Source organism: Cellulomonas sp. ES6, from assembly GCF_030053835.1.
GTDB lineage: Bacteria > Actinomycetota > Actinomycetes > Actinomycetales > Cellulomonadaceae > Cellulomonas.
Window position 1 is genome coordinate 3,362,414 of sequence record NZ_CP125655.1, and the last position, 22,727, is coordinate 3,385,140.

At 75.5% G+C, this 22,727-nt stretch carries 18 protein-coding genes; 10 read left to right on the forward strand and 8 right to left on the reverse strand.

Features of this window, described 5'->3' with window-relative positions:
• Positions 1–4 precede the first annotated feature (4 nt).
• Complete coding sequence (locus tag P9841_RS15715) at positions 5–1,153, reverse strand: glutamate--cysteine ligase (protein ID WP_283319533.1); 1,149 nt, start codon at positions 1,151–1,153, stop codon at positions 5–7.
• Entirely contained in the window at positions 1,150–2,349 is a 1,200-nt protein-coding gene (locus P9841_RS15720; protein ID WP_283319534.1) for a class I SAM-dependent methyltransferase, read from the reverse strand. The genes P9841_RS15715 and P9841_RS15720 overlap by 4 nt, the downstream gene beginning before the upstream one ends.
• A gap of 225 nt (positions 2,350–2,574) precedes the next feature.
• Here P9841_RS15720 and groES point away from each other — a divergent pair, with 225 nt between their 5' ends.
• Positions 2,575–2,871: a co-chaperone GroES gene (groES, locus tag P9841_RS15725; protein ID WP_222170211.1), complete on the forward strand. Its 297-nt coding sequence runs from the start codon at positions 2,575–2,577 to the stop codon at positions 2,869–2,871.
• A gap of 240 nt (positions 2,872–3,111) precedes the next feature.
• On the opposite strand, the gene P9841_RS15730 is transcribed toward groES, so the two are convergent.
• A complete protein-coding gene (locus P9841_RS15730) occupies positions 3,112–3,408 on the reverse strand; it encodes a WhiB family transcriptional regulator (protein WP_283319535.1) in 297 nt (98 codons plus the stop codon).
• A gap of 326 nt (positions 3,409–3,734) precedes the next feature.
• Here P9841_RS15730 and P9841_RS15735 point away from each other — a divergent pair, with 326 nt between their 5' ends.
• The 3 genes from P9841_RS15735 (at position 3,735) to guaB (ending at position 7,292) form a co-directional block, all read left to right on the forward strand.
• Positions 3,735–4,916: a MerR family transcriptional regulator gene (locus P9841_RS15735; protein WP_283319536.1), complete on the forward strand. Its 1,182-nt coding sequence runs from the start codon at positions 3,735–3,737 to the stop codon at positions 4,914–4,916.
• Positions 4,917–5,016: 100 nt separating this feature from the next.
• A complete protein-coding gene (locus P9841_RS15740) occupies positions 5,017–5,694 on the forward strand; it encodes a LuxR C-terminal-related transcriptional regulator (RefSeq protein WP_283319537.1) in 678 nt (225 codons plus the stop codon).
• A gap of 68 nt (positions 5,695–5,762) precedes the next feature.
• Positions 5,763–7,292: an IMP dehydrogenase gene (gene guaB, locus P9841_RS15745; RefSeq protein ID WP_283319538.1), complete on the forward strand. Its 1,530-nt coding sequence runs from the start codon at positions 5,763–5,765 to the stop codon at positions 7,290–7,292.
• 159 nt (positions 7,293–7,451) lie between these two features.
• On the opposite strand, the gene P9841_RS15750 is transcribed toward guaB, so the two are convergent.
• The gene (locus P9841_RS15750; RefSeq protein WP_283321980.1) at positions 7,452–8,987 is read right to left on the reverse strand and encodes a helix-turn-helix domain-containing protein; all 1,536 of its coding nucleotides are present in this window, start codon (positions 8,985–8,987) and stop codon (positions 7,452–7,454) included.
• A 175-nt stretch (positions 8,988–9,162) separates the two neighbouring features.
• Positions 9,163–9,948 (reverse strand): exonuclease domain-containing protein, encoded by a 786-nt coding sequence (locus P9841_RS15755; protein ID WP_283319539.1) that lies wholly within the window; start codon positions 9,946–9,948, stop codon positions 9,163–9,165.
• A 208-nt stretch (positions 9,949–10,156) separates the two neighbouring features.
• Between P9841_RS15755 and P9841_RS15760 the strand changes: the two genes are divergently transcribed.
• The 6 genes from P9841_RS15760 (at position 10,157) to P9841_RS15785 (ending at position 17,327) form a co-directional block, all read left to right on the forward strand.
• The gene (locus P9841_RS15760; protein ID WP_283319540.1) at positions 10,157–10,711 is read left to right on the forward strand and encodes a type 1 glutamine amidotransferase domain-containing protein; all 555 of its coding nucleotides are present in this window, start codon (positions 10,157–10,159) and stop codon (positions 10,709–10,711) included.
• 68 nt (positions 10,712–10,779) lie between these two features.
• Entirely contained in the window at positions 10,780–11,904 is a 1,125-nt protein-coding gene (locus tag P9841_RS15765) for a GuaB3 family IMP dehydrogenase-related protein (RefSeq protein WP_283319541.1), read from the forward strand.
• A gap of 158 nt (positions 11,905–12,062) precedes the next feature.
• On the forward strand, positions 12,063–12,824 hold the full coding sequence (locus P9841_RS15770; protein ID WP_283319542.1) for a DeoR/GlpR family DNA-binding transcription regulator: 762 nt from the start codon (positions 12,063–12,065) through the stop codon (positions 12,822–12,824).
• Entirely contained in the window at positions 12,821–13,798 is a 978-nt protein-coding gene (locus P9841_RS15775; protein ID WP_283319543.1) for a 1-phosphofructokinase family hexose kinase, read from the forward strand. The genes P9841_RS15770 and P9841_RS15775 overlap by 4 nt, the downstream gene beginning before the upstream one ends.
• Positions 13,799–13,862: 64 nt before the next feature.
• Positions 13,863–15,596, forward strand: coding sequence for a phosphoenolpyruvate--protein phosphotransferase (gene ptsP, locus P9841_RS15780; protein ID WP_283319544.1), 1,734 nt, complete (start codon positions 13,863–13,865; stop codon positions 15,594–15,596).
• A gap of 93 nt (positions 15,597–15,689) precedes the next feature.
• Positions 15,690–17,327 (forward strand): succinic semialdehyde dehydrogenase, encoded by a 1,638-nt coding sequence (locus tag P9841_RS15785; RefSeq protein ID WP_283319545.1) that lies wholly within the window; start codon positions 15,690–15,692, stop codon positions 17,325–17,327.
• A gap of 81 nt (positions 17,328–17,408) precedes the next feature.
• Here the strand turns inward: P9841_RS15785 and P9841_RS15790 are convergent, their stop codons facing one another.
• The 3 genes from P9841_RS15790 to pta all read right to left on the reverse strand — a co-directional run bounded on the left by P9841_RS15790 (position 17,409) and on the right by pta (position 22,543).
• Positions 17,409–19,112, reverse strand: a complete 1,704-nt coding sequence (locus P9841_RS15790) for a diguanylate cyclase (RefSeq protein WP_283319546.1) — start codon at positions 19,110–19,112, stop codon at positions 17,409–17,411.
• Between the two features lie 165 nt (positions 19,113–19,277).
• Positions 19,278–20,465: an acetate/propionate family kinase gene (locus tag P9841_RS15795; RefSeq protein WP_283319547.1), complete on the reverse strand. Its 1,188-nt coding sequence runs from the start codon at positions 20,463–20,465 to the stop codon at positions 19,278–19,280.
• On the reverse strand, positions 20,462–22,543 hold the full coding sequence (gene pta / locus P9841_RS15800) for a phosphate acetyltransferase (protein ID WP_283319548.1): 2,082 nt from the start codon (positions 22,541–22,543) through the stop codon (positions 20,462–20,464). Before pta ends, P9841_RS15795 begins: the two co-directional genes overlap by 4 nt.
• Positions 22,544–22,727 lie beyond the last annotated feature (184 nt).

Consider the following 22,727-nt stretch of genomic DNA (forward strand, 5'->3'; position numbering starts at 1 on the left):
CGGGCTACAGCGGCCGGCCGGCCCGCATCTCGGCCACCAGCGACGCGACCACCGCGTCGAGCTCCCCGGCGTTCCGGCGCGCCACGGCCCGCTGCCGCTGGTACGACGCGCCCTTGCGGAGGATGACCCGCACCGCGTCCAGCTCGGCCGCGCAGCCCAGGCGCTCGGCCACGGGCTCCAGGTCGCGCAGCAGCCGCGCGACCGCGTCGGTGACGAGCTCCTCCTCGCCGGCGGCGTCGGTGATGATGATGGCGTCCATGCCGTAGCGGGCCGAGCGCCACTTGTTCTCCTGGGCGAACCACGGCGGGATCGTCGGCAGCGTCCGCCCGCTGTCGAGCAGCGTCGAGAAGTGCTCCACCAGGCAGTGCGTGAGGGCGGCGAGCGCCGTGACCTCCAGCAGGGTGGGGGAGCCGTCGCAGATGCGGGTCTCGACCGTGCCGAACCGCGGGGACGGGCGCACGTCCCAGCGCACCTCGTCGAACGCGTCGATCACGCCGGTGTGGAGCATGTCGCCGACGTACGCCTCGAGCTGCTCCCACTGCTCGAACTGGAACGGCAGCCCCGCCGTGGGCAGCTGCTGGAACATCAGGGCCCGGTTGGACGCGTACCCGGTGTCCTTGCCGCCCCAGAACGGGCTGGAGGCCGACAGCGACTGCAGGTGCGCGAAGCAGGTCAGCAGCGCCCGGGAGATCGGCAGCACCTTGGCGCGGTCCTCGATGCCGACGTGCACGTGCACGCCGTAGATGAGCATCTGGCGGCCCCACCACTGCGTGCGGTCGATGAGCGTGGCGTACCGCTCCTTGTCGGTGACCTTCTGCTGCGCCCAGCGGGCGAACGGGTGCGTGCCCGCGCTCATGAGCTCGACGCGCAGCGGGTCCGTGACGGTGCGGACCTCGTCGATCGCGCGCTGCAGGTCGGCGCCCGCCTCGCCGACCGTCCGGCAGACGCCGGAGACCACCTCGACGGTGTTGAGCAGCAGCTCCTGCTTGATGGCCGGGTGCTCGGCGCCGTCCGCGGGCCGCACCGCGTCGAGCACCGTGCTGGCGACCTGCCGGAGGTCGCCGGAGTCGGCGTCGACGAGCGCGAGCTCCCACTCGATGCCGACGGTGGACCGCTCCGACCGCGCGAACGGCAGCCGCGCCGGCGCCGTCATGCGCCGACCGGCTCGACGAGCAGCACCTGCTGCTGCCCGGCGACCCGGGTCAGCACGATCGTCGCGGGGACGGAGCCCCGCAGGTCGAGCTGGCGCCGGAGCTGCTCGGGCACGACCGCGGTGCCGCGCTTCTTGATCGTCAGCGCGCCGACGTCCCGCTCGCGCAGGTACGCCCGCAGCCGCTTGAGGCCGAACGGCAGGTCGTCCAGCACGCGGTAGGCCGTCGCGAACGGCGTGGCGTGCAGCGCGTCCGAGGTCACGTAGGCGATGGTGCGGTCCAGCAGCCGGCCCTGCACGCCGGCGACGACCTCCGCCACCAGCCCGGCGCGGATCACCGCGCCGTCGGGCTCGTACAGGTACGCGCCGACCGGGCCGACGGGAGGGTGCGGGTCGGCGGTCGCGTCGCCGCCGCGCAGCAGCACGGACCCGCCGGAGCCCCCGAGCAGGAGCGCGGACCGTCCCGGTCCCTCCGGGGCGAGCGGGCCGAACCACAGCCCGAGCTCGACGACGTCGCCGTCCACGGACACCCACTGCGCCTCGGCGTCGTCCGGCAGCGCGCTGTGCGGGACGCCGGGCCCGAGCTTGAGGCCGAGCGCGGGCACGCGCGCCCGCAGGGCCAGCACGGCGTCCAGCGGCGGGGCGTACGCCGCGGGGTCGAACACCCGGCTGCCGCCCGCCGTGCGCCGCGCGGGGTCGGCGTACACACCGTCGACGCCCTCGGCCTCCAGGTCGACGCCCAGCCCGTCGCCGTGGCGCACCTCGGCCTCCGGGAAGTGGCGCAGGTTGACCGTCGCGAGCGCGGCGGTCGTCTCGTCCGCGTCCACGGCCAGCACCCGCAGGCCGACGCCGGCGAACGCCATCGCGTCCGCACCGATCCCGGACGTGAGGTCCGCCACGCGCTGCACGCCCGCGGCCTGGTACCGGCGGGCGTGCTGCGCCGCGACGACCAGGCGGGTGGCCTGCTCCAGCCCGGCGGGCGTGAACAGCATGCCGTCGGCGAACTCGCCGAGCTTCGCGTGCGCCCGCGCGCGCAGCCGGGACTGCGTGAGCGCGGCCGCGACGAGGTCCGCGGGGAACCCGTCGCGCCGCAGCCGCTCCGACAGCGCCATCGCGTGCTGCTCGTCGTAGGGGGGCAGCGCCGACAGCAGGGCCCAGCCCTCGGGGCTGAGCAGCTTGGCGAGGCCGGACGCGTCCATGCCGCGATCCTCGCACGACGCGCCCACGCGGACGCGGCGCCCGGGGTCGTCGTTGGCACTCGCCTTGACCGAGTGCTAACGGGTTCCTAGAGTGCTGATCGGCACTCTCGTACCGGGAGTGCCAACCGCCCCGCACGGCCGCCGGCACCCGCGACGACGGCCGGCCGTGAGCACGGTGCGGCAACGGACATCAGGCAGCACTCACACGCGAAGGGGAGGTCCGCTGTGTCGGTCTCCATCAAGCCGCTCGAGGACCGCATCGTCGTCAAGACGCTCGAGGCGGAGCAGACGACCGCCTCCGGTCTGGTCATCCCGGACAGCGCCAAGGAGAAGCCCCAGGAGGGCGAGGTCCTGGCGGTCGGCCCGGGCCGTGTCGACGACAACGGCAACCGCGTCCCGCTCGACGTGGCCGTCGGCGACAAGGTCATCTACAGCAAGTACGGCGGCACCGAGGTGAAGTACGACGGCGAGGAGTACCTGATCCTCTCCGCCCGCGACATCCTCGCGATCGTCACGAAGTGACACCGCGCCGGCCCTGAGCGGCCGGCCGGCGTCCGGGGCCCCTCTCCGCGCTGCGGAGGGGGGCCTCGGCGCGTCCGGGGGTCGTCGCCGGGTAGGCCCCGCGTCCGGGGCCCCGTCGTGCCCGGACCGCGCCGCACGCACGACGAGGCCCCCTCCGCACGCGGATGGGGGCCTCGTCGTCGTGATCGGCGACCGGGCGGTATCGCACCGCGGCGGTCGCCACGTCAGGGGGAGCCGGGGTCAGACCACCTGGCTCTGGGTGCGGCCGGCGGCGAGGACGGCGGCGCGCTCGTCCTCGGACAGCCCGCCCCACACGCCGTACGGCTCGCGGACCGCGAGCGACTGCTCGCGGCACTCGTTGATGACCGGGCAGGTCGCGCAGATGGCCTTGGCCGCCTCGGCGCGGCGGCGGCGCGCGGCCCCGCGCTCGCCCTCGGGGTGGAAGAACAGGTCCTGGTCGGCGTCCCGGCAGGCGCCCTCGTACTGCCACTCCCAGAGCTCCATCACGGGGCCCGGGAGGCGAGAGATCTCGGCCATGTGCTCCTCCATACCTCCGGCGGCGCGAGCCACCGGGCTGATCGTGCGAGTGAGGCGGTCCGTCCGCCTCTGGGACCTCCGTCCCTGGTGCGGCGTCGAACTGCACTGCTGGAGACAGTACAACCGCGCCAGGAGTTGTTCAAGACCGTGTCGCGATCTGGCGTGAAGCGATTCGTGACGGGCCTCACCTGCGTTGACGCGTTCTCGACGCGAACCGTCCGGCGCCGGGTCGGTCGCCGATCGCGCCGTCGCCGGTGGAAACCGCGCCACATCCCCGGCAGAATCGGCGGGGCGCGAGGACGACGGGCGCGGACGAGACGGGCGAGATGCAGATCGACGACGACGGCGGCACGGCGGGGCGGGCACCTTCGGTGGACCCGCACGCCACCGACGCGACCGAGCGGGCCGACCCCGCCGGACCCGTCGACCCCGCCGACCCGGGTGAGACCGCCGACCCGGGTGAGACCGCCGACCCGGACGAGACCACCGGCCCGGACGAGACCACCGGCTCGGACGGGTCGCCGGCCCCGGACGCCGGCGACGCCGCGCCGACGCTGACCGTGGCCGCCGTCGCGGGGCGGCTCGGGGTGGCGCCCGCGACGCTGCGCACGTGGGACCGCCGCTACGGCCTGGGCCCGTCCGAGCACACCGCCGGCGCGCACCGCCGCTACAGCGCGGCCGACCTGGCACGGCTGATGAGGATGCGGGCCCTGACGCTGGACGGGGTGCCGCCGTCGGACGCCGCGCGCCTCGCCCGGGAGGGCGCCCCGCAGGAGCCGGTGGTGCGGCACCTGTCCGCCGTGCCCGACCTCGTCGGCGGTGCGGAGGGTCCGGGCGCCGCCCGAGGTGCCGGCGTGACGTCGCTCGGTGCCCTGCGGCCGCCGCCCCGCGCCGACCGGCCCGCCACCCCCACCGCCGTGATCGACGCGGCGCTGCGCGCGGACGCCGGCGAGGTCGCCCGCCTGCTCGCCCTGCCCGCCGGCGCCGACCTGACGCGGTGGTGGTCGGACCTGGTCGCACCCGCCCGGGCTGGGATCGCCTCCCGCACGGTGCTGGCGCGCCCCGGCGACGAGCCCGACGCGCTCGTGGTGGCCGCGGCCCTCACGGTGCTGCGGGACCGCTCGGGCCGGGTGCCGGCGCACCCGTCGCGCCGGCGCATCGCGCTGCTGATGGCCGCGCCCGGGGAGCCGCGGCCGCTGTCGCTGCACGTGCTGGCCGGCGCGCTGGCGGACGCGGGCGTGGACGCGCGCGTCGTCGCGGGCCCCACCGGTCGGCACCGGTTGCTGGAGATCACCGCGATGACGTCGCCGTCGGCGGTCGTGCTCACGAGCGAGCAGCCCGCGCCGGACCTCGCCACGCTGGCGGCGCTCGTCGAGCAGCACCCGGAGCTGCCGGTCTTCGCGATGGTGCCCGACGAGGCGTCCCCGGCCGTGCCGCGCGGGCCGGAGGTCTACCGGGTCCGCACGGTCCCGGGGCTCGTGCACGAGGTGCTCGCGGTCTGCCGGTGACCGATCCGTGACCCGTTCGCGCTAACGTCCCGCCCGATCCGGCCGATACACCTAGAAGCCGGGTCCGCCAGGACCGGGCAGAGGCGGAAGGCGGAGGTCGATGGCTGGCGTCGTGGTGTGCCACGGGTCGACGGCGGTGCGGGAGCGCATCGTCCTGACGGCACTGGGGGTCCCCTCGCTCGCGCCGGTCCGCGCCGCAGCCACGGTGGAGGAGCTGGTCACGCTCGCCCGCCGCGTGCCCCCGACGATCGTGCTGCTCGACGCGCACCTGCCGTCGCCCGGCCCGGTCGAGGCGATCCGCAGGCTGCGGGCCGTGCCGTCCCAGTCGACGGTCGTCATGCTGGCGGTGCCGGGCGACGAGATCGCGCTGGACCGGGCGATCGCCCTGGGTGCGCGCGGCTACCTCGCCCCGGACGTCGGCCGCGCGGAGCTCGCCGCGGTCGCCGCCCACATCCTCGCCAGCCCGGCACTGCCCGCCGGTGTCCCGGACGCGGTCGCGGCGCACGGTGCCGTCGCCAGCGCCCCCACGCCCGCCGTCGCACGGGCGGAGCTGCCGGTGCAGGCCGGCGCGTCCCGCGACGAGGTCTCGCTGACCAAGCGCGAGGTCGAGGTGCTGGTCGGCATGAGCAACGGCCGGTCGAACGCCCAGATCGGGCAGGAGCTGTTCCTGTCCGAGGACACCATCAAGACCCACGCCCGCCGGCTGTTCCGCAAGCTCGGCGCGGCGGACCGGGCGCAGGCCGTCGCGATCGGCCTGCGGCGCGGCCTCATCCGCTGACGCGGGGCGTCGCGGAGGTCACCTCCCCGGCGTCCGGGTGCCGTCGGGAACCGCCGTATCATCGGGGGATGACCGACCTGGGTACCCCTGGATCCGCCGCGCCTGCCGACCCGTTCGGCTTCATCGGTCTCACCTACGACGACGTCCTGCTCCTCCCGGGCGAGACCGACGTCATCCCGAGCGAGGTCGACACCACGACCCGCCTCACGCGTGAGATCTCCCTGTCGATCCCCCTGGTGTCCGCCGCGATGGACACCGTCACCGAGTCGCGCATGGCCATCGCGCTCGCCCGCCAGGGCGGCATCGGCGTGCTGCACCGCAACCTCTCGATCGAGGCGCAGGCCCACCAGGTCGACCTCGTGAAGCGCTCCGAGTCCGGCATGGTGTCCGACCCCGTCACCGTGGGTCCCGACGCCACGCTCGCCGAGCTCGACGCCCTGTGCGCGAAGTACCGCGTCTCCGGCCTGCCGGTCGTGGACGACGACCGCCGGCTGCTCGGCATCATCACCAACCGCGACCTGCGCTTCGTGCCGCCGGCCGAGTTCGCCACCCGGCGGGTGCGCGACACGATGACGTCGATGCCGCTGGTCACCGGGCCGGTCGGCATCTCGAACGACGACGCCGCGGCGCTGCTCGGCAAGCACAAGGTCGAGAAGCTGCCGCTGGTGGACGCCGACGGCCGCCTGCAGGGGCTCATCACCGTCAAGGACTTCGTGAAGTCCGAGCAGTACCCGCTCGCCACCAAGGACGCGTCCGGCCGCCTGGTCGTCGCCGCGGCCGTCGGGTTCTTCGGCGACGCCTGGGACCGCGTGACCGCGCTCGTCGAGGCCGGTGTGGATGCGCTCGTCGTCGACACCGCCAACGGCCACGCCCGGCTCATGCTCGACATGGTGCGCCGCATCAAGTCCGACCCGGCCACGCGGCACGTGCAGGTCATCGGCGGCAACATCGCGACCCGCGAGGGCGCGCAGGCGCTGGTCGACGCGGGCGTGGACGCGGTCAAGGTCGGCGTCGGCCCGGGCTCCATCTGCACGACGCGCGTGGTCGCGGGCGTCGGCGTGCCGCAGGTCACCGCGGTCTACGAGGCGTCGCTGGCGGCCAAGCCGGCGGGCGTCCCGGTCATCGCGGACGGCGGCCTGCAGTACTCGGGCGACATCGCCAAGGCCCTCGTGGCCGGCGCGGACAGCGTCATGGTCGGCGGGCTCATCGCCGGCTGCGACGAGTCCCCGGGCGACCTGGTGTTCGTCAACGGCAAGCAGTTCAAGCGCTACCGCGGCATGGCGTCGCTCGGCGCGATGCAGAGCCGCGGGGACCGCCGGTCGTACTCCAAGGACCGCTACTTCCAGGGCGACCTCACCGACGACGAGATCATCACCGAGGGCATCGAGGGCCAGGTCCCGTACCGCGGCCCGCTCGCGGCGGTCGCGCACCAGCTGGTCGGCGGCCTGCACCAGTCGATGTTCTACGTCGGCGCGCGCACGATCCCGCAGCTGCAGCAGCGCGGGAAGTTCGTCCGCATCACGCCGGCGGGCCTCAAGGAGAGCCACCCGCACGACGTCCAGATGATCTCGGAGTCCCCGAACTACACGGTGCGCTGACCCGCACGTCGCGCCTCCCGCCGCGAGGTCGTCACCAGCGGCCGAGGTCGTCATGCCGGGCTGACGACCTCGGCCGGGACTGACGACCTCGCGGCCGTGCTCGGGCGGACGCGCGGACGGGGCCGGGTGCGCGTGCACCCGGCCCCGTCGCGTCGGCGGTCAGTCGCGGAAGGTCTCGATCTGCGCGCCCAGCTCGACCAGCCGCTCCTGCAGCTGCTCGTACCCGCGGGCGATGATGTCGACGTTGCGCAGCACGCTCGTGCCCTTGGCGGCGAGCATCGCCAGCAGGATCACCACGGCGGGCCGCAGCGCGGGCGGGCACGACACCTCCGCGCCGGACCAGTGCGTCGGGCCGGACACCTGCAGCCGGTGCGCGTCGAGCAGGCGCACGTCGGCGCCGAGCCGGGTGAGGTCCGTCAGGTGGATCGCCCGGCCCTCGTAGACCCAGTCGTGCACCAGCGTCGAGCCCGTCGCGCACGCGGCGATGACCGCGAAGAACGGCAGGTTGTCGATGTTGAGGCCGGGGAACGGCATCGGGTGGATCTTGTCCAGCGGCGCGCGCAGGTCGCTCGGGTGCACCGTGATGTCCACGAGCCGGGTGCGGCCGTTGTGGGCGGTGTACTCCGGCGACAGCGTGTACCGCAGGCCCATCTCGGAGAGCGTCGCGAGCTCGATCTCCATGAACTCGATCGGCACGCGGCCGACGGTGATCTCCGAGCCGGTGACGATGCCGGCGGTGAGCAGGCTCATCGCCTCGACCGGGTCCTCGGACACCGCGTACTCCACGTCGGCGTCGATCTCCGCCTTGCCGTGCACGGTGAGCGTGGTGGTCCCGATGCCGTCGACCCGCACGCCCAGCAGCTCCAGGAAGAAGCACAGGTCCTGGACCATGTAGTTGGGGCTGGCGTTGCGGATGGTCGTGACGCCGGGGCGCCGGGCGGCGGCCATGAGGGCGTTCTCGGTGACGGTGTCGCCGCGCTCGGTCAGCACGATCGACAGGTTCTCCGTGCCCGGGTCGGTGACGCGGGCCAGGTAGCGGCCGCCGCTGGCGGTGACGGACAGGCCGAACGGGCGCAGGGCGATCATGTGCGGCTCGACGGTGCGGGAGCCGAGGTCGCACCCGCCGGCGTACGGCAGCCGGAACTCGTCGTGCTGCCCGAGCAGCGGGCCGAAGAACATGATGATCGAGCGGGTGCGGCGGGCGGCGTCGACGTCGATGGCCTCGAGGTCGAGGTCCTTCGGCACGACGATCTCGAGGTCGTGGCCGTCGTTCGACCACGTGGCGCGGACGCCGACGGACCGCAGCACGTCGACGATGCGGTCCACCTCGACGATCCGGGCGACGTTGCGCAGGCGCGTGGTGCCGCGGTTGAGCAGCGAGGCGCACAGCAGCGCGACGGCGCCGTTCTTGGAGGTGTTGACGTCGAGCCGTCCCTCGAGGCGGACGCCGCCCTGCACGCGCAGGTGGGTGTGCTGGGGGCCGCCGAGGGTCACGATGGGGGCGTCGAGCGCCGCGCCGATGCGCGTGAGCATGTCGAGGCTGAGGTTCTGGGAGCCCTGCTCGATGCGGTGGACGGCGGACTGGCTGGTGCCGAGGAGCTCGGCGAGCTGGGTCTGCGTGAGGCCGCGGTGGCGGCGGGCGGACCGGACGAGCGAGCCCACGTGGGCGAGCTGCTCGGGGAGCGTGGGAGTCACGGGGGAGTTGGGCGCGGGGACGGCGGGGATCGTGCCGGTCGCGGTCTCGGAAGTCGTGGTCACCGACCGAACGTATCTCATGGATGAGATATCGGCGCGCCGCAGGATGGGGAGATCCTGTGTTCGACGCCGCCCTGCCACCGGCGGGACGTCACGGGTGAGGTGACGGCGCAGGTCAGGCGATCAGCGTGTCCTGCACCGGGCGGCCGGCGAACCGCAGGTCGCGGGCCGGGTCGTGCACGGGCGGGGCCAGGGGCCGGCGACCGCGGCTGGGCCAGGTGTGCTCCGCGCCCGGGCCGGGCAGGCCGCGCTCGTCGCGCCAGGCGTTGAAGGCCTCCGCCCACGCCCGGTGCGCGGTCACCTGGTAGTCGTGCAGGGACACGAGGTCGAGGTCCCCGAGGTGCGGGAACCGGCCGACGATCCGCTCCAGGACGTCGAGCGTGGCGACCACGTCCACGTCGGCGGTGTGCAGGCTGCCGGTGTCGACCACCTGGTAGACGCCGCACAGGTCGACCAGCTTGCGCTTGCCCCTGCGGTACCGGTCCTCCGCGCGGTCCAGCACCAGCGGGTCGATCACCGGCCGCAGCTCGCCGTCGAGGCGGTCCTCCACGGTGGGCAGGTGGTGGCGGCGCAGCTCGGCCTCCAGCAGGCACAGGTCGAACGACGCGTTGTAGGCGACCACGGGCACCCCGTCGCGGACGGCACCCGCGATGGCGTCCGCGATCTCGTCCAGCGCCGGGCGTGGCGCCGAGCCGTGCGCACGGGCGTGCTCGGTGCTGATGCCGTGGATCGCGCTCGCGGCCTCGGGGATCGGCACGCCCGGGTCGATCAGCCACGTCCGGACGTGCGTGCCGGCCGCGTCCCGCCGTACCAGCGCCGCGGTGACGATGCGGTCGCGGTCCACGTCGACGCCGGTGGTCTCCGTGTCGAAGCCCAGCAGGGGCCCGTCCGTCCAGGTCATGCGTCGTCCTCCTTCCTGCCCCGTCAGCATCGCACCGGCCACCCACGCGGCCGGGGAACCGGCCCCGGCCTGTCGCGGCCTGGCACGTCCTGTCACCGCCCGGGCCGTGCCGGACGGCCCGCGCCCGGCGAGATGCGGCCCGGCCCCGCGGGGGTGAGGGTGGGAGGAGCCCGCGGACAGCGGGGAGCACCCACCGAGAGGAGACGTCATGGCACGCCTGACCGGCCGGACCGTCGCGTTCCTGACCAGCAGCAAGGGCATCGAGGAGCCCGAGCTGACCGCGCCCTGGCAGGCCGTGGTCGACGAGGGCGGCACGCCCGTGCTGGTGTCCGCGGAGGCGGGCACGGTGAGCGCCGTCAACAACGACCTCGACCCGGGCGGCGAGTACCCGGTGGACCGCACGCTCGACCAGGTGTCGGCGGACGACGTCGACGCCCTCGTCATCCCGGGCGGCACCGTCAACGCCGACACCCTGCGCACGCAGGAGGGCGCGCAGGCGCTGGTGCGCGCGGTGGTCGGCGCGGGCAAGCCGGTCGCGGCGATCTGCCACGGCCCGTGGACGCTGATCGAGGCGGGCGTCGTGGACGGCGTCACGCTCACGTCGTACCCGAGCCTGGCGACCGACCTGCGCAACGCCGGCGCCGACTGGGTGGACCGCGAGGTCGTCGTGTCGCAGGCGGGCGGCAGCACCCTCATCACGTCCCGCAACCCCGACGACCTGCCCGCGTTCTGCGCGGCGGTCGTGGAGGCGGTCGCGGGCTGACCTCCGCCCCGCCGCTCCGGCGTGGGCGTGCCCGGCACCGGGGGCGCCCACGCCGGTAACCTGGGCCGGTGAGCAACGAGATCGAGATCGGCCGCGGCAAGCGGGGGCGGCGCGCGTACTCCTTCGACGACATCGCCGTGGTGCCCTCCCGGCGCACGCGGGACCCGGAGGAGGTCTCGGTCGGCTGGCAGATCGACGCCTACCACTTCGACCTGCCGGTGCTGGCGGCGCCGATGGACTCGGTCATGAGCCCGGCCACGGCCGTCGCGCTCGGCCGCGCGGGCGGTCTGGGCGTGCTCGACCTCGAGGGGCTGTGGACCCGCTACGAGGACCCCGAGCCGCTGCTCGCCCGGATCGCCGAGCTCCCGGCCGACGAGGCGACCGCCCGCATGCAGGAGATCTACGCGGCGCCGATCCAGCCGGAGCTGATCCGCCGCCGCATCGGCGAGATCCGCGACGCCGGTGTGACGGTGGCGGGCGCGCTGTCCCCGCAGCGCACGCAGGAGTTCTGGAAGGACGTGGTCGACGCCGGCGTCGACCTGTTCGTCATCCGCGGCACCACCGTGTCGGCCGAGCACGTCTCCGGCCGGGCCGAGCCGCTGAACCTCAAGCGCTTCATCTACGAGCTCGACGTGCCGGTGGTCGTGGGCGGCGCGTCAACGTACACCGCGGCGCTGCACCTGATGCGCACCGGCGCGGCGGGCGTCCTCGTCGGGTTCGGCGGCGGCGCCGCGCACACCACGCGCGTCTCGCTGGGGATCCACGCCCCGATGGCCACGGCGGTCGCGGACGTCGCGGCCGCGCGCCGGGACTACCTGGACGAGTCCGGCGGCCGGTACGTGCACGTCATCGCGGACGGCGGGGTGGGTCGGTCGGGCGACCTGGTGAAGGCCGTCGCGTGCGGGGCGGACGCCGTCATGCTCGGGGCCGCGCTCGCCCGGGCGACGGACGCGCCGGGCGGCGGCTGGCACTGGGGCCCGGAGGCGCACCACCCGGACCTGCCGCGCGGGGAGCGGGTGCACGTCGGGCAGGCGGGGACGCTGCAGCAGGTGCTGTTCGGCCCGGGGTCGACCGCCGACGGGTCGCTCAACCTCATCGGGGCGCTCCGCCGGGCGATGGCCACGACCGGGTACTCGGACCTCAAGGAGTTCCAGCGCGTCGAGATCGTGGTCTCGCCGTACCAGCCCCGCTGAGCCCGGCGGGCGGGGCGGCTGCCCGTTCCTGCCCGGATGTGTGTGGATCCGCGCCCGAGTCGGTTTGTTTGCTTGCGTTTCGGGCCTGACCTGCGCCATGCTGGACCCGCACCGCCGCCGGGCGACACCCGACGGCACGGGACCCTGACGGAGCGGACGTGTACGCAACCGAGCGCCAGCAGCAGATCCTCGCCGCCGCGCGGCGCGACGGGAGGGTCGACGTCGCGTCGCTGGCCGCCCGGCTCGACGTCACGCCGGAGACGGTCCGCCGCGACCTGACGGTGCTGGAGCGCCACGGCCTGGTCCGGCGCGTGCACGGCGGCGCCATCCCCGTCGAGCAGCTCGGGTTCGAGCCCGGTCTCGCCCAGCGCGAGGGCCTGCTCGCGGGGGAGAAGGACCGCATCGCCAAGGCCGCCCTCGACGAGCTGCCCGACGGCGGCTCGCTGATCCTCGACGCCGGCACGACCACCGTGCGCCTGGCGGAGCTCCTGCCGGCCGACCGCGAGCTCACCGTCGTCACGCACGCGCTGCCGGTCGCCACCGTGCTGGCCACCCGCCCCGGCATCACGCTGCACCTGGTCGGCGGGACGGTGCGTGGTCGCACCCTCGCCGCGGTCGGCACCTGGGCGCTGCGCGAGCTCGCCGACATCCGGGCCGACGTGGCGTTCCTCGGGACCAACGGGCTGAGCGTCGAGCACGGGCTCACGACGCCCGACCTCGCGGAGGCCGCGGTCAAGCGGGCGCTGGTGCAGGCCGCGCGCCGCATCGTGGTGCTGGCCGACCACAGCAAGCTCGGCCGGGAGGACTTCGCGCACGTCGCACCGCTCGCGGAGGTCGACACGCTGGTGACCGACGCGGGCGTGCAGCCCGAGGTCGCCGACGAGATCGAGGCCGCCGGTCCCCGGGTGGTGCGGGCGTGACCGGGTCGCGGGCGGCCGGGACGCCCCGCGTCGTCACCCTGACGCCCAACCCGAGCCTGGACCGGGCGCTCGACCTCGACGTCCTGCTGCCCGGCGAGGTCAACCGGGCGGTCGGCACGCACCAGCACCCCGGCGGCAAGGCGATCAACGTGTCCCGGGCGCTCGCGGTGCACGGCGTCGCGACCTGCGCCGTGCTGCCGTCGGGCGGCGCGGACGGCGCCCAGCTCGTCGCGCTGCTGGCGGCCCAGGGGGTGACCGCCCGTCCCGTGCCGGTGTCGGGCGACACCCGGTCCAACATCACGCTCACCGAGTCGAGCGGCGCGACCACCAAGATCAACGCCCCCGGGCCGGCGCTGTCCGCCGCGGAGGTCGACGCGCTGCTCGCCGCCGTGGAGGCCGAGGTGCTCGCGGGAGCCACGGCGGTCGTCGCCGCGGGGAGCCTGCCCGCCGGCGTCGACGACGCGTTCTTCACGCGGGTGGCCGACCTCGGTGCGCGGCACGGCGTCCCGGTGGTGCTCGACACGTCCGGCGAGCCGCTGGCCGCGGCCGTGCGGCACGGCGGCCTCGCGCTCGTGAAGCCCAACGACGAGGAGCTCGCCGAGCTCGCCGGCCGGGACCTCGTGACCGTCGGGGACGTGCTGGCCGCCGCCGCGACCGTGCGGGCCGCGGGGACCGACGCGGTGCTCGTCAGCCTCGGGGCGCACGGCGCGCTGCTCGTGACCGGTGGCGGATCCTGGTGGGCCGGGGGGCCGCCGCTGCTGCCCGTCTCCACGGTCGGCGCCGGCGACTCCACGCTCGCCGGGTACCTGGCCGCCCCCGGGGAGCCCGCCGAGCGGCTGCGGCGCGCCGTGGCGTGGGGACGCGCCGCCGTGCTGCTCCCCGGCACCGAGGCCCCGTGCCCCGCCGACGTCCGCCCCGGCGAGGTGGTGGTCGTCGCCGACCCCGACCCGGCCCTCGCCCTCAAGGAGCTCTGAGGGCCCGCCCGGGCCCGCAGCCCCCGAACCCGCACCCGCTCGCCCCCACCTCGACGGAGAGACCATGAGCACGCGCACCGAGTCCACCGCCCCTCCCGCCCCCGGGACGCTCCTGCACGGCGTGGGGGTGGGCCGGCGCGTCGCCGTGGGCCCGGTCGTGCGGGTGCAGCCCGCCCCGGCGGTGCCCGCCGACGCGCCCGTGGTGCGGGACGGCGCCCGCGTGCCCGAGGCCGACGTGCCCGACGCGGTCGTCGCCGCGTTCGCGGACGTCGCCGAGGCGCTGCGCGCGCAGGCCGACCGGGCGGGCGGGACCGTCGCCGAGGTGCTGGGCGCGACGGCGATGATGGCCGACGACCCCGCCCTGCGCGACCAGGTGCTCGCACGCGTGCGCGGCGGCGACCCGGCCGTCGGGGCCCTCGACGCGGTGGTCGGCCAGTTCGCCGCGATGTTCGAGCAGGCCGGCGGCTACCTCGCCGAGCGCGTGACCGACCTGCGCAGCGTCCGGGACCGCGTGGTCGCCCGCCTGGCGGGGCTGCCCGCCCCCGGCGTCCCCGAGCTGCGCGAGCCGTCCGTCGTCGTCGCCCGGGACCTGGCGCCGGCCGACACCGCCGCGCTCGACCTCGAGCGGGTGCTGGCGCTCGTCACCGAGGAGGGCGGCCCCACGGGGCACACCGCGATCATCGCCGGGCAGAACGGCATCCCCTGCGTGGTGCGCACCGCCGGCGCCGCGGGCCTGCCCGACGGGGTGGTGGTCGGGGTCGACGCCGCCGCGGGCACCGTGCTCGTGCAGCCCGACGACGACGCGCGCGCGGCGTTCGCGGCCCGCGCGGCGGCGGAGCGGGCGCTGGAGGACGACACCGCGCCGGGCGCCACCGCCGACGGGCACGGCGTCGCGCTGCTCGCCAACATCGGCACCGCCGAGGACGCGGAGCGGCTGTCCGCGACCGCAGCGGAGGGCGTCGGGCTGTTCCGCACCGAGGTGCTGTTCCTGGGCCGGCAGCGGGCGCCGACGGTCGACGAGCAGGCCGAGGTCTACGCGCGCGTGCTCCGGGCCGTCGGGCCGGGGCGCAAGGTCGTCGTGCGGACCCTCGACGCGGGCGCGGACAAGCCGCTGGCCTTCGCGAACCTCACCCCGGAGGAGAACCCGGCCCTCGGCGTGCGCGGCTACCGGCTGGTGCGCTCCGCGCCCGGGCTGCTGGCCGACCAGCTCACGGCGCTCGCGCGGGCGGGCCACGAGACCGGCACGGACCCCTGGGTGATGGCCCCGATGATCGCGACCGCGGGGGAGGCGCGGGCGTTCGCCGCCGCCGCCCGGGACGCGGGCCTGCGCACGGCGGGCGTCATGGTCGAGGTCCCGGCCGCCGCGCTGCGCGCCGCCGGCGTGCTCGACGAGGTGGACTTCGTCTCGCTCGGCACCAACGACCTGGCGCAGTACACGATGGCTGCCGACCGGCTGCGCGGCGAGCTCGTCGACCTGCTCGACGCGTGGCAGCCGGCCGTGCTGGAGCTCGTCGCCGCCACCGCGCGGGCGGGCGCCGGGCGCGACCGGCCCGTGGGGGTGTGCGGGGAGTCGGCGTCGGACCCGCTCATGGCGCTCGTCCTCACCGGGCTCGGCGTCACCAGCCTGTCGATGTCCCCGGCCGCGCTGCCCGCCGTGCGGTACGCGCTGCGCCGACACACCCTCGCGCAGTGCCGGGAGATGGCGGACGCGGCGCTCGCGGCGGCGGACCCCGCGGCGGCGCGGGCGGCGGTCACGGCGCGGGTGACGCCCGAGGCGCGGGCGGCGCTCGGGCTCTGACGCGCCGGCCGCGGGGAGCGGCCCCGGCGGTGTGCGGGCGTGGCCCGGTGCGGCCCGGCGACTCCCGCGGGGCGCGCGCGTACCCTGGCGCGCATGGTGCCCGACCACGGCGTCCTGGACCCGGAGACCGACCCGCTCGCCACCCTGGTGCTCGAGCCGGACGACCTGCGCGACCTCGCCCGGCGGGTGGTGACGTCGCCCGGTGCGGGCACCGCGACGCACCACGCGCCCTGGACCCGGGCGCCCCTGGCGACGCTGCCCGTGTCCACGCCCGACGACGTCGCCCGCGCCGCGCGCGCCGCCCGGGCCGCGCAGCGCCGGTGGGCGGCCGTCCCCGCGCGACGGCGCGCGGGCCTGCTGCTGCGCGTGCACGACCTGCTGCTGTCCCGGCAGAGCGACGTGCTGGACCTGGTGCAGCTGGAGAACGGCAAGGCGCGCGCCTCGGCGTTCGAGGAGGTCGCGGACGTCGCGCTCGTCGCCCGGCACCTGGGCCAGCGGGCGCCGGCGCTGCTCGCACCCGAGCGACGGCCGGGGCTGGTCCCGGGGCTGACGTCGGTGCGGGTCCGGCACGACCCGGTCGGGGTGGTCGGCGTCGTCGCGCCGTGGAACTACCCCCTCAGCCTGACGCTCGGCGACGTGCTGCCGGCGCTCGCGGCCGGGGACGCCGTCCTGCTGCGCCCGGACCCGCAGACGCCGCTGACGGCCCTGTGGGCGGTGGAGCTGCTCGAGGACGCCGGCATGCCGCCCGGGCTGGTGCAGGTGGTGCTCGGCGGCGGACCCGTCGTGGGCGCGGCCGTCGCCGACCACGTCGACCACCTGGTGTTCACCGGGTCCACGGCCACCGGCCGGGTGGTCGCGGCGCGCGCGGGGGAGCGGCTGGTGCCCACGACGCTGGAGCTCGGCGGCAAGAACGCGATGTACGTGGCGGACGACGTGGACGTGGAGGCCGCGGCCGAGGGGGCGGTGCGGGCGTGCTTCGGCGGCACGGGCCAGCTGTGCGTGTCGGTGGAGCGGCTGCTGGTGCACGAGGCCGTCGCGGACGCGTTCCTGGCGGCGTTCGTGCGGCGCACGCGCGCGCTGCGGATCGGCGTGGGGCTGGACTACCGGTCGGATGTCGGGTCCCTGACCTCCGCGGAGCAGCTCGCCCGGGTGGTGGAGCACGTGGAGGACGCCCTGTCGGGCGGCGCGCGGGTCCTGGCCGGGGGGCGGCACCGGACGGACGTCGGCCCGTACGTGTACGAGCCGACCGTGCTCGAGGGCGTGGGCGCCCATGCGCGGGCGTTCCGGGAGGAGACGTTCGGGCCCGTCGTGGCGGTGCAGCGGGTCGCGTCCGACGACGAGGCGGTCGCGGCGGCCGACGACTCGTCATCCGCGCTGCACGCGAGCATCTGGACGCGGTCCGCGCGCCGGGGGCAGGCGCTCGCCGCGCGGCTGCGGGCGGGCTCCGTCGCCGTCAACGACGGCTACCAGGCGTCGTGGGGCTCGGTCGCCGCCCCGCAGGGCGGCCGGGGGGACTCCGGCTGGGGCCGGCGGCACGGCCGCGAGGGCCTGCTGGCGCTGACCGTGACGCGCACGGTCGCGGTCCAGCGCGGCGTGCACGGGGTGCGGCTCGCGGGGCGCGCCGTCCTGCCGCCGGCGGGGCCGGGCCGCGTGCTCGCCGGGCCGCCGGAGCGGTGGACCGCGCAGGTGACGGCGGCGCTGCGGCTCGCGCGGCGGCTGCGGCTGCGCTGACGCCGCCTCGGCCGGCGCGACCGCCTCAGCCGGCGCGCACCGCCTCGGCCGGCGCGCACCGCCTCGGCCGGCGCGACCGCCTCAGCCGGCCCGCACCGTCTCCGACGGCGGGGCGGGGGGCGAGGGCAGCGCCGTCGCCGAGGCCGGCTCCGGGTCCTCCGAGAAGTGCACGCGGTTGCGGCCCTGGCGCTTCGCCCGGTACAGCGCGGCGTCGGCGCGGGCGGCCAGGGCGTGGGCGGACTCGCCGGTCGCGGCCATCGCGCCGCCGAGGCTGAGCGTGACCCGGAGCTGCGGCGACAGCTCCTGCCACGGGTAGCCGGCGATCGTGCCGCGGATGCGCTCGCACACCGCGCGGGCCTGCTCGAGCGGCGAGTCCAGCAGCACGAGCGTGAACTCCTCGCCGCCGATGCGCGCCACGACGTCGCCGACGCGGACCGCCCCGGTCATGATCTGGGCGACGCGACGCAGCACCTCGTCGCCGACCGGGTGGGAGTGCTGGTCGTTGACGGCCTTGAACAGGTCGATGTCCGCGACGACGTAGGCGAGCGACTCCTCCTGCCCGAGCCTGGCGGCGAGGATCGCGTCGAGGCCGCGGCGGTTGAGCAGCCCGGTCAGCGGGTCGTGCGCGGCGTCGTGCTGGAGCGTCTCGTTGAGGGCCGCGAGCTCCGCGAGCCGCTTGCGCGCCTGGTCCCGGGACTGGCGCACGCGCTCCACCTCGAGCTGGGCGTTGACGACGATGCCGCGGCGCTCGGCGGCGGCGTCGCGCTGCAGCATGACGGCCTCGTGGTAGCGGCGGTGGGTCTCCAGCGCCGCCCGCAGGTCGCCGGTGTCCTCGTGCACCTGGACCAGCTCGAGCAGCAGGTCCGCCCGCTCCATCGGGCGCAGCGTCTGCTCGGTCAGCAGCAGGCCGGCGGAGAGGGTGGCGCGGGCCGCGGCGTGGTCCCCGCGCAGCCGCCGGAGACGGCCGTGCGCGGCGTGGTAGCGGATGGTCAGGTACCGGGCGGCCACCTCCGGCAGCACCGCCGCGACGTCCTCGAGCGCCCGGTCGGCGGCGGCGAGGTCGCCGCGGGCCATGTGTGCGCGGGCGAGGCGGATCTGCGCCTCGGCGGCCATGCGCGGGTTGCCGTCCTGCGCGGCGAGCATGCCGCGGGTCGCGAGGGAGACGGCGCGGTCGGCCAGCACCCGGGCGCGCGCCGGGTCGGCCGACGCGAGGGCCTCGGACTCGTCGGTGTCGAGCTTGGCCAGGCCGGACAGCGTGGCGCAGGTGCCGTCGGGGCGGTCGAGCAGCGGCCAGAGCGTCGCGGCCTCGTCCAGGAGCTCGCGGGCCTTCTCCGGGAACCGGCCCATCGAGATGTACGTGTCCGCGAGGTTGTTCAGCGCGGCGGCGAGGCCCTCGGTGTCGTCGAGCTCGCGGCGGATCGCGAGCGACCGCTCGAGGAACTCCAGGGCCGAGAGGTTGTCGCCGAACCCGTTGTAGACCGCCGCGAGCCCCTGCAGCACCCGGCCCTCCCAGGGGCGCAGGCCGTGGGACGTCGCCAGCGCGAGGGCGCGCTCCATCGCGGCGAGTGCCAGCGCGTCGTCCCCTACGAGGTGGTGCGCCCAGCCGCCGTTGTACTCGAGCTCGATCTCCACCGGCACGGCGCCCTCCGCCTGTGCCCGGTCCAGCAGGTCGGGCAGGGCGGCGACGCAGAGTGCGGGGGCTGCGTCGCAGAGCCGGTCGATCCGGTCGAGCTCCGAGCGCCAGTCGGGAAGGCCACCCGGCTGCGCCGCTCGGGCAGTCGTCATACCGGTGGTATCGGGTACCCCGCCGGGGGCCTGGAGGCATCGATCGGGTGAAGTCCGCACGGCGGACGGATGACGTCCGGAGTGCGGACGGCTCCGTGTCCCGACGCGCGAGGGCCCGGCACCGGACGGATCCGGTGCCGGGCCCTCGCGCGTCGGCGGGCGCCGTCAGGCGATCGTCGCGACCGCCTGACGGGCGATCTCGAGCTCCTCGTTGGTGGGGATCACCAGCACGGTGACCTCCGCGCCGTCCGGGGAGATGACCGTCGGCTGCTTCTTGCGCCCGGCGTTGCGCTCCGGGTCGACCTGGATGCCGAGGCGCTCCAGGCCCTGCAGGGCGTTGAGGCGGACGATGTCGTCGTTCTCGCCGATGCCGGCGGTGAACGTGATCGCGTCCACGTGCCCGAGCTCGGCGTAGTACTTGCCGACGTAGCCCTTGATGCGGTGGTAGTACACGTCGAGGGCCGTCTTCACGCGCTCGTCGCCGGCCGCGACCGCGTCGTGCACGTCGCGCATGTCGGTGTAGCCCGACAGGCCGAGCATCCCTGACTTCCGGTTCAGCAGCTCGTCCAGGTCGTCGATGGTGTAGCCGCCGACGCGGGCCAGGTGGAACAGCACGGCCGGGTCGATGTCCCCGGAGCGGGTGCCCATGACGAGGCCCTCGAGCGGGGTCAGGCCCATCGAGGTGTCGATGCACGCGCCGCCGCGCACGGCCGACGCGGAGGCGCCGTTGCCGAGGTGCAGGACGATCGTGTTGAGCTCGGACACGTCCTTGCCGAGGAACTCGGCGGTGGCGCGGGACACGTACAGGTGCGACGTGCCGTGCGCGCCGTAGCGGCGGATCTTGTACCGCTCGGCGACGTCCCGGTCGATGGCGTACGTGTACGCGGCCGGGGGCATGGTGCGGTGGAACGCGGTGTCGAACACGGCGACGTGCGGGACGTTCGGGAACGCGTGCCGCGCCGCCTTGAGGCCCGCCACGTGCGCCGGGTTGTGCAGCGGCGCGAGGGGGGACAGGGCGTCGATCTGCGCGAGCACCTCGTCGTCGACGACCGCGGGGCCGTCGAAGACGTCGCCGCCCTGGACGACGCGGTGGCCGACGGCCGTCAGGTCCTCCTCGCGGAGCTGCGGCCCCTGCTGCTCGAACAGGTCGAGCACGACGCGCATGCCGGTCTCGTGGTCGGGCACCGGCTGCTCGAGCACCGTGGTGCCGGAGGGGCCCTCGTGCTTCACCTTGCCGACCTCGAGGCCGATGCGCTCCACGATGCCGGAGGCCAGGGCCTCGCCGCTGGTGACGTCGACCAGCTGGTACTTGATCGACGAGGAGCCGGAGTTGATGACGAGGACCGTGTTCACTTCGTGCCTTCCGAGGTCGCGCCCATGGCCTGGGCCTGGATCGCCGTGATGGCGACCGTGTTGACGATGTCCTGCACCAGGGCGCCCCGGGACAGGTCGTTGACGGGCTTGCGCAGGCCCTGGAGCACCGGGCCGACCGCGACGGCCCCGGCGGAGCGCTGCACGGCCTTGTACGTGTTGTTGCCGGTGTTGAGGTCGGGGAACACGAACACGGTCGCCCGGCCGGCCACGTCGGAGTCCGGCATCTTCGTGCGGGCCACCGAGGCGTCCACGGCGGCGTCGTACTGGATGGGGCCCTCGACGTTGAGGTCGGGGCGGCGCTCGCGGACCAGCTCGGTCGCGGTGCGGACCTTGTCGACGTCGGCGCCCGAGCCGGACATGCCGGTGGAGTACGACAGCATCGCGATGCGGGGCTCGATGCCGAACTGCGCGGCGGTGGCGGCCGACGAGATCGCGATGTCCGCGAGCTGCTCGGCCGTCGGGTCGGGGTTCACCGCGCAGTCGCCGTAGACGAGCACGCGGTCCTCGAGGCACATGAGGAACACGGACGAGACGACCGACGTGCCGGGCACCGTCTTGATGATCTCGAAGGACGGCTTGATGGTGTGGGCGGTGGTGTGCGCCGCGCCGGAGACCATGCCGTCCGCGAGGCCGAGCTGCACCATCATCGTGCCGAAGTACGACACCGAGGACACGATCTCCCGGGCTCGCTCCACCGTCATGCCCTTGTGCTTGCGCATCTCGGTGTACTCGGCGGCGAACCGCTCCAGCAGGTCGCCCGACTTCGGGTCGACGACGGTGGCGGCGGCCAGGTTGAGACCGAGCTCGGTCGCGCGGGTCCGGATCGCCGCCTCGTCGCCGAGGATCGTCAGGTCCGCGACCTCGCGCTGGAGCAGCGTGGAGGCGGCCCGCAGGATGCGGTCGTCGTTGCCCTCGGGGAGCACGATGTGCTTGCGGTCCGAGCGGGCCCGGTCGAGCAGCTCGTACTCGAACATCAGCGGCGTCACGACGTCGGGCGCCGGGACCTCGAGGGCCGCGAGCGCCTCCTCGGCGTCGGTGTACTTCTCGAACAGGGCGAGCGCGGTGTCGACCTTGCGCTGCGAGTCGGCCGAGAGGCGGCCGCGGGTGCCGGCCGCCTCGCTCGCCGAGCGGAACGTGCCCAGCTCGGTGCGGATCAGCGGCAGGCGGCTGCCCAGGCCGTCGACGAGGCGGGTGACGATGGCCGGCGGCTCGAACCCGCCGTTGAGGATGATGCCGGACAGCGACGGGAAGCCGTCGGCGGTGTGCGCCATGAGCAGGCCGAGCAGGATGTCCGAGCGGTCGCCGGGGACGATGACGACGACGCCGTCGGACAGGCGCTCCAGCAGGTGCTCGATGGACATCGCGCCGACGAGCACCTCGGTGGCCTCGCGGGACAGCAGCTGCTCGTCGCCGCCGACCAGCCGGCCGCCGACGGACTCCATGAGCTGGCGGACGGTCGGGGCCACGAGGAACGGGTCCTCCGGCAGCGCCCACGCGGTCGCGCGGGTGGCGAGCTCGGCGCGCACGGCGTCGACGTCCTCGGGGCGGCAGCGGTTCGCGACGATCGCGACCACCTGGGCGTGCCCGGCCTCGAGCTCCGCGGCGGCGACCTCGGCGACCTGGCGGACCTCCTCGGGGGTGCGGCCCTGCCCCTTGACGCACAGCAGCACCGGGGCGCCGAGGTTCGCGGCGATCCGGGCGTTGAACCCGAGCTCCGCGGGGCCGGCGATGTCGGTGTAGTCGGTGCCGACGATCACGACGACGTCGCAGGCGCGCGCGACCGCGTGGTACCGCTGCACGATCGTCGCGAGCGCGGCCTCCGGGTCGGCGTGCACGGACTCGTACGTGGTGCCGATGCAGTCCTCGTAGCTGAGGTCCACGCCGTCGTGGGCGAGCAGCAGCTCCAGCACGTAGTCGGGGGTCTCGGTGGACCGGGCGATGGGGCGGAACACGCCGACCCTCTGCACGGTGCGGGTCAGCAGGTCGACGAGGCCGAGTGCCACGGTCGACTTGCCGGTGTCCCCTTCCGGGGACGTGACGTAGATGCTGCGGGCCACGGGTGGGGCTTCTTCCTGGTCGGTTCGGTGTCGCCGGGTGGTGGGATGAATTCTGCCGGACGTCGGGGGCGGGATCGGCCCACGGAGCCGGTGACGGTCGCCACGACGGGCCCTCCGGGGCCCGCGCGACCCCCCGACGTGTGACCTAGGTCCCGGACGACCGATGGCCCGCACCGAGGTGGTG